Genomic DNA, 15,443 nt, shown 5'->3' on the forward strand with positions numbered 1-15,443 from the left:
CCAACAACTGCTGGCCGTATGCCCGGCACTCGAACGCGTCGCCGAACTGACCCAAGACCGGGGTTGGGCGGTACTGCTGGCGCACTATCAGCGGCCGAAAGCGATTCGCCGAACCGGTGTTTCGCGGCTGACCAAGGTACTGGCGGCGGCCGGGGCGCGCAACGCCGCCACGATCGCGGCTGCCGCGGTAACTGCTGCCAAGGCCCAGACCGTCCGCCTGCCAGGTGAGGATGTGGGTGCCGGGCTGGTCGCCGAGCTGGCGCAGGGGGTGATCAACCTCGATGAGCGCATCAAACACACCGACGCGGACATCGAGGAACGATTTCGCCGCCATCCGCTCGCTGAGGTAATCACCAGCTTGCCCGGCATGGGCTTTCGGCTCGGCGCCGAATTCCTTGCCGTGGTCGGCGATCCCGCATTGCTGCAATCGCCTGACCAACTCGCCGCCTGGGCCGGATTGGCGCCGGTATCCAAAGATTCCGGAAAACGCACCGGCCGGCTGCACACGCCCAAGCGCTACAGCCGACGGCTGCGCCGGGTGATGTACATGTCCGCGCTGACCGCGATCCGCTGCGATCCCACGTCGAAGGCGTACTACCAGCGCAAACGAGACCAAGGCAAACGCGCCATCCCTGCCACCATCTGCCTGGCCCGCCGACGCGTCAACGTCCTCTACGCCCTCATCCGTGACAACCGGACCTGGCACCCCGACACGCCCCAAATCGCCACGGCGGCGGCTTGACACGGTCATTGAGAGTCCTTTCGTTACTACCTGTAGTTCAGTCACGCCCGGCGGTTTTAGTCAAGACCCCAAAGGTCTGGTCTCCGGCGCCGGGCCGGTGGTATACAACCTAGAACGTGTTCTAGTTCGGGCGGTGCTCGGGAGGTTTCATGGCGTTGCGGGTCGTGCAGTGGGCAACCGGCGGAGTCGGCGTCGCCGCGATCAAGGGCGTGCTGGAACACCCGGACCTGGAACTGGTCGGTTGTTGGGTGCATTCGGAAGCCAAGAACGGCAAGGATGTTGGCGAGATCATCGGCGCCGAGCCGCTGGGTGTCACTGCGACCAACAACATCGACGACATCCTGGCGCTCGAGGCCGACGCCGTCATCTACGCCCCGCTGATGGCCAACCCCGACGAGGTGGCGGCCCTGCTGCGGTCCGGCAAGAACGTGGTGACGCCCGTCGGGTGGGTGTATCCGAGCGAGAAGCAGGGCGCGCCGATGCGGGAAGCCGCGCTGGCAGGTGGGGCCACGCTGCACGGCACCGGCATCGCACCCGGCGGCATCAGTGAGAAGTTCCCGCTGCTGTTCTCGGTGATGTCCACCGGCGTGACTTTCGTTCGGGCCGAGGAGTTTTCGGATCTGCGCACCTACGAGGCGCCCGACGTGCTGCGGCACGTCATGGGGTTCGGTGAAACGCCGGACAAGGCGCTGACCGGTCCGATGCAGAAGCTGCTCGACAGTGGCTTCATCCAGGCCGTGCGGATGTGCGTCGACGAGTTCGGCTTCAATGCCGACCCCAAGATCGTTGCGCGCCAAGAGGTTGCCGTGGCGACCGCGCCGATCGACTCACCGCTGGGGCCCATCCAGCCCGGCCAGGTGGCCGCCCGCAAGTTCCACTGGGAGGCGGTCGTCGGCGACGAGGTTGTCGTGCGCGTCACCGTCAACTGGTTCATGGGTGAGGAAAACCTCGAACCGGCATGGGATTTCGGCCCCGAAGGCCAACGCTACGAGATGGAGGTCAAGGGAAATCCGGACTTCACCGTGTCGATCAAGGGCTTTCAGGGACTGGTCGGAGAGGACGGCCCCGAACCCGGTGTCGTCGGCACCGCCGCCCACTGCGTCAACTCCGTGCCGGCGGTGTGTGCCGCGGAACCGGGTATCGCCACCTATCTGGACCTGCCGCTCTTCAGCGCGAAAGCGGCACCTCGGCTGAGGTGAGCGCGACGTTTTTGCACGCCCGCGGCGGCGTGTCGGCGTACAAACACGGCCGCTCGCGGTAATTAGGGTTGCACGAGGATCCGGATCGGGTTGCCTTCGGCCCGATCGAGTTTCGCGATGCCTTCGGCGACGTCCTCGAGCGGGACGATCTCGCTGATCGAACGGGTGAGGTCCAGACGGCCGCGGGACACCAGCGTGGCCAGCGTGCCGATGTCGGCGTTCTGGTAGCCCAGGTGCCCGCGCACCTGCTTCTTGGTCAGGTTGAAGAACGACGTCGGGCCGATCGACGGGGCATCGGCGCTCATCCCGACGCCGACGAACCGTCCGCCCACGGTCAGCGCCGCCAGCGCCTGATCGAACGTCGACCCCTTGCCGACCGCGTCGAACGCGACGTCGAGCATCCGGCCGCCGGTGGCTGCACCGATCTGGGCCAACAACTCCGGGTCGCGGGCGTCGAAGGCGTAGTCCGCGCCGACCTCCAGCGCGCGCTCCAGCACTGCCGGGTTGACGTCGACCGCGACGATCGGCGCCGCCCCGACCAATCGGGCCAACTGCACGATGTGCGTGCCGAGCCCACCCATGCCCCATACGCCGACGGACTCGCCGATACCCACCTGGCCGGTCCGCACGACGGCGCCGAACGGCGTCGACACCGCGTCGGCGAGGATCGCGGCCTGCTCCAGCGGCACGTTGTCGGGGACGCGCGTCAGCCCGAACGCCTGCGCGACGGTGTATTCGGCCCAGCCCCCGTCGTACGCGAACGCCATGAGCCGGATTCGCAGACAGTTCGACATGTCGCCGCGACGACAGTTAACGCAGTCCATGCACGGCTTGCCGGCGGCGACGACGACGCGGTCGCCCTCGGCCCAGCCGGTGACGCCCGGCCCCAGCTTGGCGATGGTGCCCGACGTTTCGTGGCCCTGCGTCACGACGGGGAGCTGCGACGGGAACGTGCCGTTGATCAGGCTGAGGTCGGAGTGGCAGATGCCGCAGTAGGCGACCTTGACCAGTACCTCGCCCGGGCCCGGCTCCGGAATCGGAACATCTTCCACCACAACCTTTTTGGTGTCGGCGTAGAACCGTTGGGCCCGCATCGTCGAGGTCATGGCACTCCAGTGGTCAGCATCGATGGTTACGATCGCCATCATGGCGCAGGCATTGGTGGTCGAGCAATCACGAATAGTCCCCGTCGCGGTGGCCGACGCGTTCAGCGGCACCGCACCGATCCCGCTCAATGAGCTGTTCTGTCGCTGGTACGGACCGATCCCGCCGATCAAGGCCGTGCGGAACCAGACCGGCATCTGGGATGCGGTGGGGCAGACCCGCACCATCCTGCTGACCGGTGGCGGCAGCATGGCCGAGACCCTGACCTCGTACGACGAGCCGCACTCGTTCGGCTACACGCTGTCCGACATCAACGGACCACTGGCGCCGCTGGTGGGTGGCGTGCAAGGGATGTGGCTGTTCCAGGATGTCTCCGCTGGGCAGAGCCCCCGCACCAAGATCACCTGGCGGTGGACCCTGCACCCGCGCAGCTCGCTGACCGCTCCGCTGCTGCCGGTGTTCGGCAAGCTGTGGAAGGGCTACGCCGGCCGGTCGCTGGAGCATCTTTCTGACCTCCTGGTGGGATGACGGTCCCACGGCGCACGCCGAATCCGGTTAGATGAACTAATGACTAAGCGTGCACTCGTTCTGGCTGGTGGCGGCATCGCCGGCATCGCGTGGGAGACCGGCATCCTGCAGGGCATCGCCGACGAGGCCCCGGAGGTCGCCGCGGCGGTGCGGAATTCCGATGTGGTGTTGGGCACGTCGGCGGGGTCGGCGGTCGGTGCACAGCTGGGCAGCGCCCTGAGCATCGGAGAGTTGTTCGAGCGCCAGGTGGCCGCCGAATCGGCAGAGATCAGCCCGGGCATCGACATCGAGGCCGTCCTGACCACGTTCATCGACGCGATGTCGGCGGACCACGGCAGCCGGGCCGAGCAGTTGCAGCGCCTGGGCAAGGCGGCGGCGGCCGCCGACACCGTCAGTCCGGCCGTGCGCCGCAACGTCATCGAACGCCGGTTGCCGTCGCACGAGTGGCCCGACCATGACCTGCGCATCACCGGCGTCGACATCGACACCGGCGAGTTGGTGGTGTTCACCCGCGAATCGGGGGTGTCCCTCGTCGACGCCGTCGAGGCCAGCTGCGCGGTGCCGGCCGCCTGGCCGGTGGTGACCATCGGCGGCCGCCGCTACATGGACGGCGGCATGGGCAGCAGCGTCAACATGATCGCGGTCAAGGACTGTGACGCCGCCGTCGTGCTGGTTCCGGCGCCGTCGGACTCGCCGTCGCCGTTCGGGGCGGGCCCCGGCGCGGACGTCAGGAGCTTTGCGGGCCGCGCCTGCGGCATCTTCGCCGACGCTGAGTCCCTCGCCGCCTTCGGCGTCGACCCGCTCGATCCGGCCTGTCGTATCCCGTCGGCGCAGGCCGGCCGGGTGCAGGGCCGAAAGGTCGCGGCAGAGGTCGCCGCGTTCCTGTCCTAGTCGGCGTGGTCGAGGGAATCGAGTGCGGCGCAAGCCAATTCGTGCCCGATCTCGATGACCTCGGAGGCTCGGTAGAACTCGAGGCTGCGGCACACCGTGCGCGGCACCTCGATCAACAGGTCGGGCGGATAGGCCGCCAGGGTGTGTCGCATCAACGCGGCCTGCGAGATTTCGATGGTGCGGTTCATGACCTCGAATCCGCCGAGCCGCGGCACGTGCGTGTCTTCCTCGGTCTCGACCTCGGACTCGGGGACGGCGTCGATGCCGTCGACCGCGTTGCTGAAGCGGCTCAGCACCGATCGTGCGGTGGGGCCGTCGAGCAGGGTGCTCGCCGCGGCCCGGTCGATCAGTGACGTCGTGCTGCGCCGCATGCGGTTCAACAGCTCGGCGGTGGGGCGCGGGGATTCCGGGGCGGGATTGGGGTCGCTGGCGTTGAGGCTGACCGCGATGGTCAGGTCGGCGTTGACGGCGGCGAGCGGTGCCATGGGCAGAGGGTCGAGGATGCCGCCGTCGGCCAGGAGCCGGCCGTCGAGCAGATAGGGCGCGATGACGCCGGGGATGGCGATGGAGGCGCGGATGGCCGCGTCGATCGGGCCGCGCTGCAGCCAGACCGATTTTCCGGCGATCAGGTCGGTCGAGACGGCGGTGTAGGGGATCGGCAGGCTCTCGATGGTCCGCGGGCCGATGATCTCGCGGACGGCGGCCAGGATTTTCTCGGCGCGAAGCACACCGGCGGCGGTGAGGGATGGATCGAGCAGGCGAAGCACCGCGCTCTGCGTGAGAGCACTGGCCCAGGAGGAGAATTCGTCGAGTTTGTCGGCGGCCTGCAGTGCACCGACGAGTGCGCCCATGGATGAACCGGAGATGCCGACGACATCGAAGCCGCGCTCGCGGAGCGCGTCGATGACGCCGATGTGTGCGTAACCCCGGGCGCCACCGCTGCCAAGGACCAGTGCGACCCGCATGGCCCTATTTTGGCGTGCGGATCAGGCGGCGGCGAGACGAGGCCGCGTCAGCAGCGGATGCGCGAGAAGAACGCCGCCGAGACGAGCCCGATGATGAGGGCCACCTGCGGCTGTCCGCTGCTCATGGCGAAGAGGATGCCGCTGACCGCGGCGACCGCGATGAGCAGCAGGAGGATGCCCATGAAGAGCACCCGGCGCCCGTTGACCGCGCCACTGTGGGCCCGAGCGACCGGTACGTGCTGAGGAGCAACCATTGAGCTCATCCCTTCGACAATGAGTGAGACACCCCATAGTGTGCACCATTGTGTGAGTCAAAGCACAATTACTGACCAGTAGTTGGGAAATTGGTCGTATTCGTTAGCTGATCTCATTGCTTTCGCGACGTTTTGCCTGGTCGGCGGGCAAATTTGTTAGATGTGCTTTGTGTTCTGGGAATGGTGTTGCTGCTCATTTTTCGCGCTTCGATGGGCGGCGAATTTAATTCGTTGAACTAATCTAATTAATTTGCGCCGGCAGCTGGTGGCGTCTGCATCGCGAGTGTGCGTGCAGATCGCGGAACCGGCCGGATCGACGGTCTGTGCGCACACTGGCGGCACGGAAAAGCGGGCGCGCGTCAGTTGACGCAGGGGAGCCCGTCGTTGGCACGCACCGGCGGCCCGGCTTCCGGGGTCGGCAACGTGGTGTCGTAATTGGACGACTTGGCCGCGGCCAGGGAGACGCTGTCGAGGGTGTCTGGCACCTGATAGCCCGGCCCCAGCGTCACGTGGATGCGGCCGGCGGGCACCGACGGGTCGGCGCGGACCGCGTCGATGCCCAACAGTTCTGCCAGGTGCTTGGCTTCGGCGTCGGTACCGGCGCCGAAGTCGACGGCCGTCGAACTGAGCTCGCCGTCCTGCGAGCTCCGGGTCTGGCCCATGGAGTATTCGAGATCGCCCAGGATCTCGGACATCTGCCGGCCCAGGCCCATCACGTCGGAACCGTTGATGACGTCGATGACGGCGGTCTTGGCGTTCTTCGACGTCGTACCGGTGCTGTCGGCGGCCTTGTCCAGCGTCGACGGCTCGGTCGACGTGCTGGGCGTGGTCGTCGGTGCGCCGGCCGGTGGCTTGAGGCCGAAGGCCTTGGCGACCTCGACCTTGATGGCCATGGGGTCGACGATGTTGACGTCCTGGCCGTCGATGTTGTCGTAGCGCACGACGGGCAATGTCCGGTACTGGACGTTTGCGCCGCCGGCGATCTCGCCCATGCGCTTGAACTGCTCCTGGCCCCAGCCCGCCGACAGCACGACGTCCTTCTGTGCGACGCCGATCAGCTGATTGAGCTTGCCGAGGTCGCTGAACGAGCCGTCCTTCTGCAGCTGGTGCATCACCGAGATCAGGAACGCCTGCTGGCGGTGGGTCCGGTCCAGGTCGCCGTTGTCCAGGCCGTGCCGTTGCCGGACGAAGGCGACGACCTGCGAGGCGTCGAGCATCTGGCGGCCGGCCGGGAAATCGGCGCCCGAGTAGTCGTCGTACACGGGGTGGTTCAGGCAGATTTCGACGCCACCGAGGCTCTCGGCGATGTCGTAGAAACCGGCGAGGTTGACCTCGGCGAAGTAGTCGATGGGCGCACCGGTCAGATTGCGGACCGCGGCCAGGGTGGCGGCGCGGCCGGCCTCGCGGCTCTTGCGTTCCAGCTCGGCCTGGTCGGTGACGCCCTTGTCCATGAGGTGCTGCATGGCGTTGGCCTTGGTCAGGCCGTACGCCTCTTTGATCTTGATGTGGTCGTATCCGGGGATGCCGGTGACCCGCACATAGTCGTCGCGCGGGATCGAGAACGCGACCACATGGTTGTCGGCGGAGATGTGCGCCAGGATCAGCGTGTTGGTGTTGTAGCCGCCGTTGTCCGAATCCCCGGCGTGCAGCTTGTCGAGCAGCGCCTGCGGCAGGTCATTGCCCTGCTGGTCTTTCCGCGAGTCCAGGCCGATCAGCAGGATGTTCATCGCCCCGCCGGTGGACTTGGGCGCGTCGGCCCCGAGCGCATCGCTGACCGTGATGCCGTGCAGCGCGCCGCGCACCGTCCACCAGCCCAGGCCGGTCGTCGCCACCGCCACCGTGGTGACCAGGGCGAGCGCCACCCGCCCGACGGTGTCCCAGCCCACCCGGGCGCTGAGCAGGCTTTGCAGCCGGCTCCGGCGGTGCCGGGCTGGAAGACGGTGGCGGGCGGTATCGCTGCGCTGGAGATCGGAGGTGCTCAGCTGCGACCTCGAGGGGATGCGGTCATGGCGGTCATCTCGGCGGGCCTCGCGGGTACGTGAGGACCGCCGGTCGGATCCGGCGGTCGGAAAGTTCGCTGTCACCGCGGCCCGCGTGTATGCGTCAGAGCGATCGGACGGCAGTGCGACCGATTTTAGGGCAACGCCGCAGACTCAGCGAATCCTCAGTGAACGGCGGGTATCAGCCGCATTCACCTTTGGAGGCGCTGGTCGCGGCCATGATCACGCCGGCCTGCTGGCCTGCGGTGAGCTCGGTCCACGGGGTGTTGAAGTTACCGGGATCACGTGTTTCCGGCCGCTGCATGAGACCCAGGTACGGCTCGACGAGCGTCGCCGGGTCGGCATTCTGAGCGTCCATCCACACCTTCGCGGCGTGGCACGCCTGGCCGAACTCGGACTCGGTCGCCGCCGGCGGGGCGTCGACAGCAGTTGTCACGCCGCCCGGGGAGACGGCGCCGCCGGCGGGTGCGGGGTGTTCGTGCGACTGCGTGGGCAGCTCGGCGGGAGTGTGGGCGGGAGCGGCTTGCTTGTCCGGCCCGCAGGCTGTCAGGAACGTCAGTGCGGTGGTCGTGAGCAGCGCTGCCCGGATGACGTTGATCTGCATGCTTGCCAATCTAGAGGTGTAGGCATTCAGGATCACCCTGACGCTAACCCTTTCCCGGCGGCCGCGGCGCCGACACCATGGGGAACATGGCAGTGCAGAACGTGCAGAACGCGACATGTTGTCGGGCTTGAGCCCGGCCTTGTGAGGGCGCCAAGCCCACCCGTTCGTTTCTGCATTGGAGTTCCGTCATGTCCGTCCTGACAGAGTTTTCTGTTTCTGGCCCCACTTCCCTGGCCCCGACCCGATTGCGGCTGCCCGACCTGCTGCACGCCACTGATCGGTGCGCCGACGACGTCCTGAGCGGCCGCTACGACCGGCTGCTGCCGGCCGACGGCCTGCCCCTTCACGAACGCTGGTTCCGCCGGTTGTACGGCGACGACGAACTCGATCTCTGGCTGATCAGCTGGGTCCCCGAGCGCAGCACCGAGCTGCACGACCATGGCGGATCGCTCGGTGCGTTGACCGTGGTGTCCGGGGCGCTCGAGGAAACCCGCTGGGACGGCCGCGGGCTGCGGCAGCGCACTCTGGAGGCCGGTGACCAGGCCGCGTTCCCGCTGGGCTGGGTCCACGACGTGGTGCGGGCGGGCAGCAACGATGCCGCAGGAGTATCGCCCGCTCCGCCCACTCTGAGTGTGCACGCCTACTCGCCGCCGCTGACCGCCATGTCGTACTACGACGTGACCGAAAGCCAGAAGCTGCGGCGCGTCTACACCGAACTCACCGACAAGCCCGAGGGGGACTGATGACCACGGCGAGTGAAGCGACGGGGAACGCGGTCAGCCGAGTCGACGCCATGCTGAACGCGGCGCGCGAGCGGCTGGTCCGGCTGTCCGCCGCCGAAATCCCCGCCGCGCTGGCCCGGGGCGCCGTGCTGGTGGACATCAGGCCGGCCGCGCAGCGCGCCATCGAGGGCGAGTTTCCCGGCGCGCTCGTCGTGGAACGCAACGTCCTGGAATGGCGCTGCGACCCGACCAGTGACGCCCGTCTGCCGCAGGCCACCGGAGTCGACGTCGAGTGGGTGGTGCTGTGCTCGCAGGGCTACACCTCGAGCCTGGCCGCCGCCGCGCTGCAGGACCTGGGGCTGTACCGCGCCACCGACGTCATCGGCGGATACCGGGCGCTGGTCGATGAAGGACTGCTGGGCGGGACGGCCGCGTCGGTGCTGCTACGTGCCGGCGCTTGGGTGTAGCAGCGGGCGCAACCGCTCCGTCTTCTCCTTGGTCCACTCCGGTGGCTGCAGCACGTCGGCCCACGCATCGGCGACGTCCCTGACGTAGACGTGTCCGTGCCCGTCCGGGACGTCGACCGCGACGGCCATGTCGGCCGACACCTGCAGGAACGTCACGACGGGAATCCACTCCATCCGCGGCGAGACGTCACGGCCGCGCGGTTCTTCCAGCCAGTCGGGCCGGGCGAACAGCAGGTCGGGATTCCACCAGGCGATCGGGTCGGACGCGTGCTGCAGATACACCACCCGCGGGTGGCCCCAGGTGGCGTCGGCGGGGCGGTCCAAATCCTCAGGGCGAGAAGCGAACCGGGCGTTGAGGCCGTGGTCGTAGATCGGCAGTTTCTCCAGTGACCCGGCGTCGCGGTAGCGGGTCAGCTCGGTCCAGATGACGTTGTTGAACGTCGGTCCGGAGAACAGCGCGCCGTCGGTACGGGCCACCAGGTTGTTCAGCGACTGGAACGGAGCCTCGCCGCCGAACGAGCCGAGGCTCTCCCCGAACACCACGAGCTTGGGGCGCTTGCCCTCGGGCATCTGCCGCACGAGGGCGTCGACCTCTTCGAACAGTTCCTGGCCGGCTTCCTGCGCGTTGTCCTTGTCCACCAGGAACGAGATCCAGCTGGGCAGGAACGAATACTGCATCGACACGATCGCGGTGTTGCCGTTGTACATGTACTCCAGCGACGCGGCTTCGGCCTCGTTGATCCAGCCGGTGCCCGTCGTGGTGGCGACGGCGACGACCGCGCGCTCGAGTCCGCCGGTGCGCTTGAGTTCCTGCGCGGCGAGCCTGGCCGTCGCCCGGATGCCGTCCGCGGAGTGCAGACCGGCGTAGGCGCGAATCGGTTCGATTGCCTTGCGGCCGTTGAATTTCTCGAGCTCTTCGACGCTCGGTCCGTTGCCGACGAAGATGCGGCCCTGCCGGCCCAGCGACGACCAGCTGGCCAGTGAGCCGGGGCCGCCCGACCGCAATGGCGATGTGGGAGGCGGGTTGTCGGGATCATCCTCGTCATTGGCCGAGGCGAAGGTGTTGTTGATCCACGACATCGCATAGTTGCCGACCACACCGTTGAACACCTCGACGAACACGGCGATGACCAGGAGCACTGCCACCACACCGGACACCCGAGGGGGCGCCACGCGCTCCAGCTGACGCATCAGGAAACGCACCAATTTGCGGATCAGCTGGCCGATTTCGACGAAGCCGAACAGGAAGACGATCGAGTACACCGCCGTCAGCGGGTGGTCCCAGAACTTCATCCGGGGCACGCCCATCATGTCGCGGACCTCGTCCTGCCAGACGTGGAACCAGATGACCGCGAGCACCTGGCCGATGACGCCGACCCCGATCAGGACGAGCCACGCCCAGCGGGGCGCCTTGGGGCTGCTGTCCTTCGAGCGCATGTAGCGCACCAGGAAGACGCCGAGCACCCCGAGGCCGTAGCCGCACGCGCCGGCAGCGCCGCTGACGATGCCCTGGAAGAGCGGTCCGCGCGGCAACAGCGACGGCGTCAGCGAGAGCCAGATGAAGGTCAGGCCGACTGCGGTGCCGAAGAACGTGTAGCGGCGGACCCACCAATCCGAGGGTGGCTCTTCCAGTTTCGCGACGAATGACTCCGCGTCCGACGGCTCGGCCACCGCGACAGCGGCGCCGTCGTGGGCGGGATCAGGCAGTTGTGCGGTGTCGGCCACCGATCGACTTTACCGATGCGTGAAGTTCGGCGCGCGCTTCTCGGTGAACGCCGCCATGCCCTCCGTCTGGTCGTCGGTGGCGAAGGCCGAGTGGAACAGCCGGCGCTCGTACAGCAGGCCCTCGGCGAGGGTGCTCTCGAAGGCGCGGTTGACCGCTTCCTTCGCCATCCGCGACGCCGAAAGCGACATGCCGGCAATGGTTTTGGCGACGGCGTTGGCCTCTTCGAGCAGCTTGTCGGCCGGGACCACACGCGACACCAGGCCGCAGCGTTCGGCTTCCTCGGCGTCCATGTTGCGGCCGGTGAGGATCAGGTCCATCGCCTTGGCCTTGCCCACGGCACGCGTCAGACGCTGGCTGCCGCCCATGCCGGGCAGCACGCCCAGCTTGATCTCGGGCTGGCCGAATTTGGCGGTGTCGGCGGCGATCAGCAGGTCGCACATCATGGCGAGCTCACAACCGCCACCGAGCGCGTAGCCGGCGACGGCGGCGATGGTGGGGGTGCGGGTCGCGGCGAACTTGTTCCACAGCGCGAAGAAGTCCTGCGAGAACACGTCGGCGAACGTCAGGCTCGCCATCTCCTTGATGTCGGCGCCCGCGGCGAAGGCCTTCTCGCTACCGGTGATGATGATGGCGCCGATGCCCGGGTCGGCGTCGAGTTCGGCTGCGGCCGTGGTGACTTCGGTCATCACCTGGCTGTTGAGGGCGTTGAGGGCCTTCGGCCGGTTCAGGGTGATGGTGGCGACGCGGTCGTCGCGGGTGACCAGGATGGTTTCGAAAGTCATCGGTTCTCCTAGAAGGTGAGATCAGGGTCGGCGGAGACGAAGTAGGCGTCGACGTCGGCGGCGGTGCAGTCCGAAAGACTAGCCGGGGACCACTGCGGGTTGCGGTCCTTGTCGACGAGCTGGGCGCGGATGCCCTCCACGAAATCGTGAGACTTGTGCGACGCCATCGAGACTCGGAATTCCTGCACGAGGGTGTCCTCGAGGGTGGGCAGCTTCGCGGCGCGGCGCACGGCCTCCAGGGTGACCGTCAGCGCGATGGGCGACCGGGTGGCGATCAGGTCGGCTGCCGCGTTGGCGGGCGCGGCTTCGCTGTTCCGCAGGTTCTCCAGGATCTCGGCGACCGTGTCGGCCGCGTAGCACTCGTCGATCCAATGCTGTTGTGCCAGAAGCTCGCTGGCGGGCGGCTCGACGGCGTACTTCTTGAGCGCCGCGTCGGGGCCGTCGCTGATCACCAGGTCGCGGAAGGCGGGCAGGTCGGCCTGCGGGACGAAATGGTCGGCGAAGCCCAGAGCGATGGCATCCGCGCCGGAGAACGGGGCACCGGTGAGTGCGGCGTGCAGACCGATCAGGCCCGGCGCACGGGACAGCAGGTAGGTACCGCCGACGTCGGGGATGAAACCGATGCCGACCTCGGGCATGCCGAGCTTGGTCTTCTCGGTGACGACGCGGATGTTGCCGTGCGCGCCGACCCCGACGCCGCCGCCCATCACGATGCCGTCCATCAGCGAGACGTACGGCTTGGGGTAGCGGCCGATGTGCGCGTTGAGCAGATATTCGTCATGCCAGAACGTCCTGGCCTTGTCGTCCTGCGCCTTGGCGGAGTGATACAGCGCGACCACGTCGCCGCCTGCGCACAGGCCGCGCTCGCCGGCGCCTGTCAGCAGGACCGCGCGCACGCTGTCGTCGTGCTCCCACGCGGTGAGCGCCTCGGCCAGGCCCGTGACCATGACCTGATTGAGCGAATTGATGGCCTTCGGACGGTTCAGCGTGACGACGCCGACGCCGTTCTCGACATTTACTAGGATATCCTCGTTTTCCGCCACGGTAAGCAATCTAGATCGTCGCGCAACCGCTGCGCCGACCAGGTACCGTTTCACAGTAAGTTCCCAGTTTCTCCGTCTCGCCGGGAACCAACACCCGAAGCCGTACGTTGAGTGGGTGTTCGTCAGCAGACGGACCACAGCTTCACGAGAGGAACCCAGACGGTGCGCGAGAGCAGCAACCCGATATTTCGTTCCCTGCCCAAATCGCAGGGCGGATACGCGCAATTCGGTAGTGGCGCCGCCGCATATGGTGCCCAGCAGACCATGGCCCAGCCATACACCCAGTACCCGCAGCAGCAGGCCGGTTTCTCGCGGGCGCTGACCATCGATGACGTCGTCACCAAGACGGCGATGACGCTGTCCATCGTGTCGGTCGTCGGCGTGCTGTCCTACTTCTTCGCGGCGGCCAACCCGGCGCTGATGTTCCCGATGTTCATGATCGGCAGCATCGGTGGTCTGGTGTTGGTGCTCATCGCCACATTCGGCCGTAAGCAGGACAACCCGGCCATCGTGCTGTCATACGCAGCCTTCGAGGGCCTTTTCGTCGGCACGGCGTCGTATCTGTTCGCCAACCTGGTGTCCACGGGTGGCCCCGCCATGATCTTCCAGGCTGTGGTGGCTACGTTCGGTGTTTTCGCAGGCATGCTCGTCGTGTACAAGACCGGCGCCATTCGGGTCACCCCGAAATTCACTCGCATGATGGTCGCGGCGATGTTCGGTGTGGTCGCGTTGAGCATCGTCAACATCCTGTTCGCGATCTTCACCGGCAACGCTCCGTTGACCAACGGCGGCGGCCTGGCCATCATCTTCTCGCTGGTCTGCATCGCGCTGGCGGCGTTCAGCTTCCTGATCGACTTCGACGCGGCCGACCAGATGATCCGCGCAGGTGCGCCGGCGAAGGCGGCGTGGGGCGTCGCGCTCGGCCTGACCGTCACCCTGGTCTGGCTGTACGTGGAAATCCTGCGACTGCTGAGTTACTTCAACAACGACTAGCTCCGTTGACAGAGAAGGGGCGTCCGCTTCGGCGGGCGCCCCTTCTTCGTGTGGTGCTCAGACTGCGCGCGGCTTGACCCGGCCGGCAGCTTCGGCGGCGTTGCGGCGCGCGGTGTCGATGTCCGCGGCCCGCGCCAGGGCCACGCCCATGCGGCGGGTGCGGAAACTCTCCGGCTTGCCGAACAGCCGAATGTCGGTGCCCGGCACCTGCAGGGCCTCGTCGACACCGTCGAAGACGATGCCCTCGGCCTCGACACCGCCGTAGATCACCGCACTGGCGCCCGGGGCCTTCAGCGACGTGTCGACCGGCAGGCCGAGGATCGCGCGGGCATGGAGCTCGAACTCGTTCTGCCACTGCGTGATCATCGTCGTCATACCGGTGTCGTGCGGCCGCGGACTCACCTCGCTGAACCACACCTGGTCGCCCTTGACGAACAACTCGACGCCGAAAACGCCCTGCCCACCAAGGTTTTCGGTGACCGTGTGCGCGATCTGCTGGGCGTTCGCCAGGGCGGCGGCCGACATCGGGTGCGGCTGCCAGCTCTCCACATAGTCGCCGGCGACCTGCCGATGCCCGATCGGTTCGCAGAACTGCGTCTCGACCTCGTCATCCGTCCCGCGCGCCCGGACGGTCAACAGCGTGATCTCGTAATCGAAGTCGACGAAGCCCTCGACGATGATCCGGGTGTTGGTGACGCGGGCCCCGCCCATGGCGTAGTCCCAGGCCTTCGCGACGTCGTCCGGGCCGTCGAGCTTGCTCTGGCCCTTGCCCGAACTGCTCATGACGGGCTTCACCACGCAGGGGTAGCCGATGCCGCCGTCAATGGCGGCTTGGAGCTCCTCGAGCGAATCGCAGAACTGGTACGGGCTCGTCGGCACCCCGAGCTCCTCGGCGGCCAGCCGCCGGATGCCCTCGCGGTCCATGGTCAGGCGGGCGGCCCGTGCGGTCGGGATCACCCGCACGACACCGGCTTCCTCGAGTTCCTGCAGCGCCGGCGTGGCGATGGCCTCGATCTCCGGCACCACGAGGTCCGGTTTCTCGGCCGCGATCAGCGCCTTCAACTGGTCGGGATCGGTCATCGAGATGGTCCGCGCGTGATGGGCCACCTGCTGGCCCGGCGCGTTCTCGTAGCGGTCGACGGCAATGGTCTCGACGCCCAGACGCTGCAACGCGATCAGCACTTCGCGACCGAGTTCGCCGGAGCCGAGCAGCATGACCCTGGTCGCGTTCGGCGACAGTGGGGTTCCGATGGTGATCATTGGGGGCTGAGTCTATGGGGTCGGGTTCGATTTGGGCTGTGCGAGGTCGGCGCAGTCGTGGTCCCCCGGCCCGTTGACCCTGCGGTGTGGGCGCGGGTTTCTCGCGCTTTTGCGCCGCTGCGGCAGGGTCAGTGGTGTGTGCTGGTTGAGTCTGTGCTGATGG

16 protein-coding genes are annotated in these 15,443 nt (G+C 67.3%); 7 read left to right on the top strand and 9 right to left on the bottom strand.

The window, feature by feature from the left end:
* Both ACJH6I_RS26135 and ACJH6I_RS26140 read left to right on the top strand, forming a co-directional pair.
* Window positions 1-742: transposase (locus tag ACJH6I_RS26135; protein ID WP_406784768.1), on the top strand; the 742-nt coding region annotated here is incomplete at its 5' end.
* A 149-nt stretch (window positions 743-891) separates the two neighbouring features.
* On the top strand, window positions 892-1,941 hold the full coding sequence (locus ACJH6I_RS26140) for a dihydrodipicolinate reductase (protein WP_406784769.1): 1,050 nt from the start codon (window positions 892-894) through the stop codon (window positions 1,939-1,941).
* A gap of 62 nt (window positions 1,942-2,003) precedes the next feature.
* On the opposite strand, the gene ACJH6I_RS26145 is transcribed toward ACJH6I_RS26140, so the two are convergent.
* Window positions 2,004-3,047, bottom strand: coding sequence for a zinc-binding dehydrogenase (locus ACJH6I_RS26145; RefSeq protein ID WP_346415233.1), 1,044 nt, complete (start codon window positions 3,045-3,047; stop codon window positions 2,004-2,006).
* A gap of 40 nt (window positions 3,048-3,087) precedes the next feature.
* On the opposite strand from ACJH6I_RS26145, the gene ACJH6I_RS26150 reads away from it, so the two are divergent.
* On the top strand, window positions 3,088-3,573 hold the full coding sequence (locus tag ACJH6I_RS26150) for an SRPBCC family protein (protein WP_133425497.1): 486 nt from the start codon (window positions 3,088-3,090) through the stop codon (window positions 3,571-3,573).
* Window positions 3,574-3,612: 39 nt separating this feature from the next.
* Window positions 3,613-4,464 (top strand): patatin-like phospholipase family protein, encoded by an 852-nt coding sequence (locus ACJH6I_RS26155; RefSeq protein ID WP_346415211.1) that lies wholly within the window; start codon window positions 3,613-3,615, stop codon window positions 4,462-4,464.
* Here ACJH6I_RS26155 and ACJH6I_RS26160 read toward each other — a convergent pair.
* The 4 genes from ACJH6I_RS26160 to lpqV all read right to left on the bottom strand — a co-directional run bounded on the left by ACJH6I_RS26160 (window position 4,461) and on the right by lpqV (window position 8,287).
* A complete protein-coding gene (locus ACJH6I_RS26160) occupies window positions 4,461-5,429 on the bottom strand; it encodes a patatin-like phospholipase family protein (RefSeq protein ID WP_133425499.1) in 969 nt (322 codons plus the stop codon). The two genes, ACJH6I_RS26155 and ACJH6I_RS26160, sit on opposite strands and share 4 nt — an antisense overlap.
* Before the next feature lie 47 nt (window positions 5,430-5,476).
* A complete protein-coding gene (locus tag ACJH6I_RS26165; RefSeq protein ID WP_237162747.1) occupies window positions 5,477-5,683 on the bottom strand; it encodes a hypothetical protein in 207 nt (68 codons plus the stop codon).
* Window positions 5,684-6,042: 359 nt separating this feature from the next.
* On the bottom strand, window positions 6,043-7,665 hold the full coding sequence (locus ACJH6I_RS26170; protein WP_371824595.1) for an LCP family protein: 1,623 nt from the start codon (window positions 7,663-7,665) through the stop codon (window positions 6,043-6,045).
* A 199-nt stretch (window positions 7,666-7,864) separates the two neighbouring features.
* Window positions 7,865-8,287, bottom strand: coding sequence for a lipoprotein LpqV (gene lpqV, locus ACJH6I_RS26175; protein WP_406784770.1), 423 nt, complete (start codon window positions 8,285-8,287; stop codon window positions 7,865-7,867).
* 188 nt (window positions 8,288-8,475) lie between these two features.
* Between lpqV and ACJH6I_RS26180 the strand changes: the two genes are divergently transcribed.
* On the top strand, window positions 8,476-9,030 hold the full coding sequence (locus ACJH6I_RS26180) for a cysteine dioxygenase family protein (RefSeq protein ID WP_133425502.1): 555 nt from the start codon (window positions 8,476-8,478) through the stop codon (window positions 9,028-9,030).
* Window positions 9,030-9,476 (top strand): rhodanese-like domain-containing protein, encoded by a 447-nt coding sequence (locus ACJH6I_RS26185; RefSeq protein ID WP_133425503.1) that lies wholly within the window; start codon window positions 9,030-9,032, stop codon window positions 9,474-9,476. The genes ACJH6I_RS26180 and ACJH6I_RS26185 overlap by 1 nt, the downstream gene beginning before the upstream one ends.
* Here the strand turns inward: ACJH6I_RS26185 and ACJH6I_RS26190 are convergent.
* From ACJH6I_RS26190 to ACJH6I_RS26200, 3 genes are read right to left on the bottom strand one after another with little or no spacing between them, the layout of a single operon-like run.
* Window positions 9,453-11,201: an alpha/beta hydrolase gene (locus ACJH6I_RS26190; RefSeq protein ID WP_406776226.1), complete on the bottom strand. Its 1,749-nt coding sequence runs from the start codon at window positions 11,199-11,201 to the stop codon at window positions 9,453-9,455. The two genes, ACJH6I_RS26185 and ACJH6I_RS26190, sit on opposite strands and share 24 nt — an antisense overlap.
* 9 nt (window positions 11,202-11,210) lie before the next feature.
* Entirely contained in the window at window positions 11,211-11,984 is a 774-nt protein-coding gene (locus ACJH6I_RS26195) for an enoyl-CoA hydratase (RefSeq protein ID WP_135355226.1), read from the bottom strand.
* An 8-nt stretch (window positions 11,985-11,992) separates the two neighbouring features.
* Window positions 11,993-13,027: an enoyl-CoA hydratase/isomerase family protein gene (locus tag ACJH6I_RS26200; protein ID WP_318986907.1), complete on the bottom strand. Its 1,035-nt coding sequence runs from the start codon at window positions 13,025-13,027 to the stop codon at window positions 11,993-11,995.
* A gap of 162 nt (window positions 13,028-13,189) precedes the next feature.
* On the opposite strand from ACJH6I_RS26200, the gene ACJH6I_RS26205 reads away from it, so the two are divergent.
* A complete protein-coding gene (locus tag ACJH6I_RS26205) occupies window positions 13,190-14,020 on the top strand; it encodes a Bax inhibitor-1/YccA family protein (protein WP_406784771.1) in 831 nt (276 codons plus the stop codon).
* Window positions 14,021-14,077: 57 nt separating this feature from the next.
* Here the strand turns inward: ACJH6I_RS26205 and purT are convergent, their stop codons facing one another.
* Window positions 14,078-15,280 carry a formate-dependent phosphoribosylglycinamide formyltransferase gene (gene purT / locus ACJH6I_RS26210; RefSeq protein ID WP_406784772.1) on the bottom strand — a complete coding sequence of 401 codons (1,203 nt, stop codon included), beginning with the start codon at window positions 15,278-15,280 and terminating at the stop codon, window positions 14,078-14,080.
* Between the last annotated feature and the right edge of the window lie 163 nt (window positions 15,281-15,443).

It is taken from the genome of Mycobacterium sp. SMC-13 (assembly GCF_045311035.1).
GTDB lineage: Bacteria > Actinomycetota > Actinomycetes > Mycobacteriales > Mycobacteriaceae > Mycobacterium.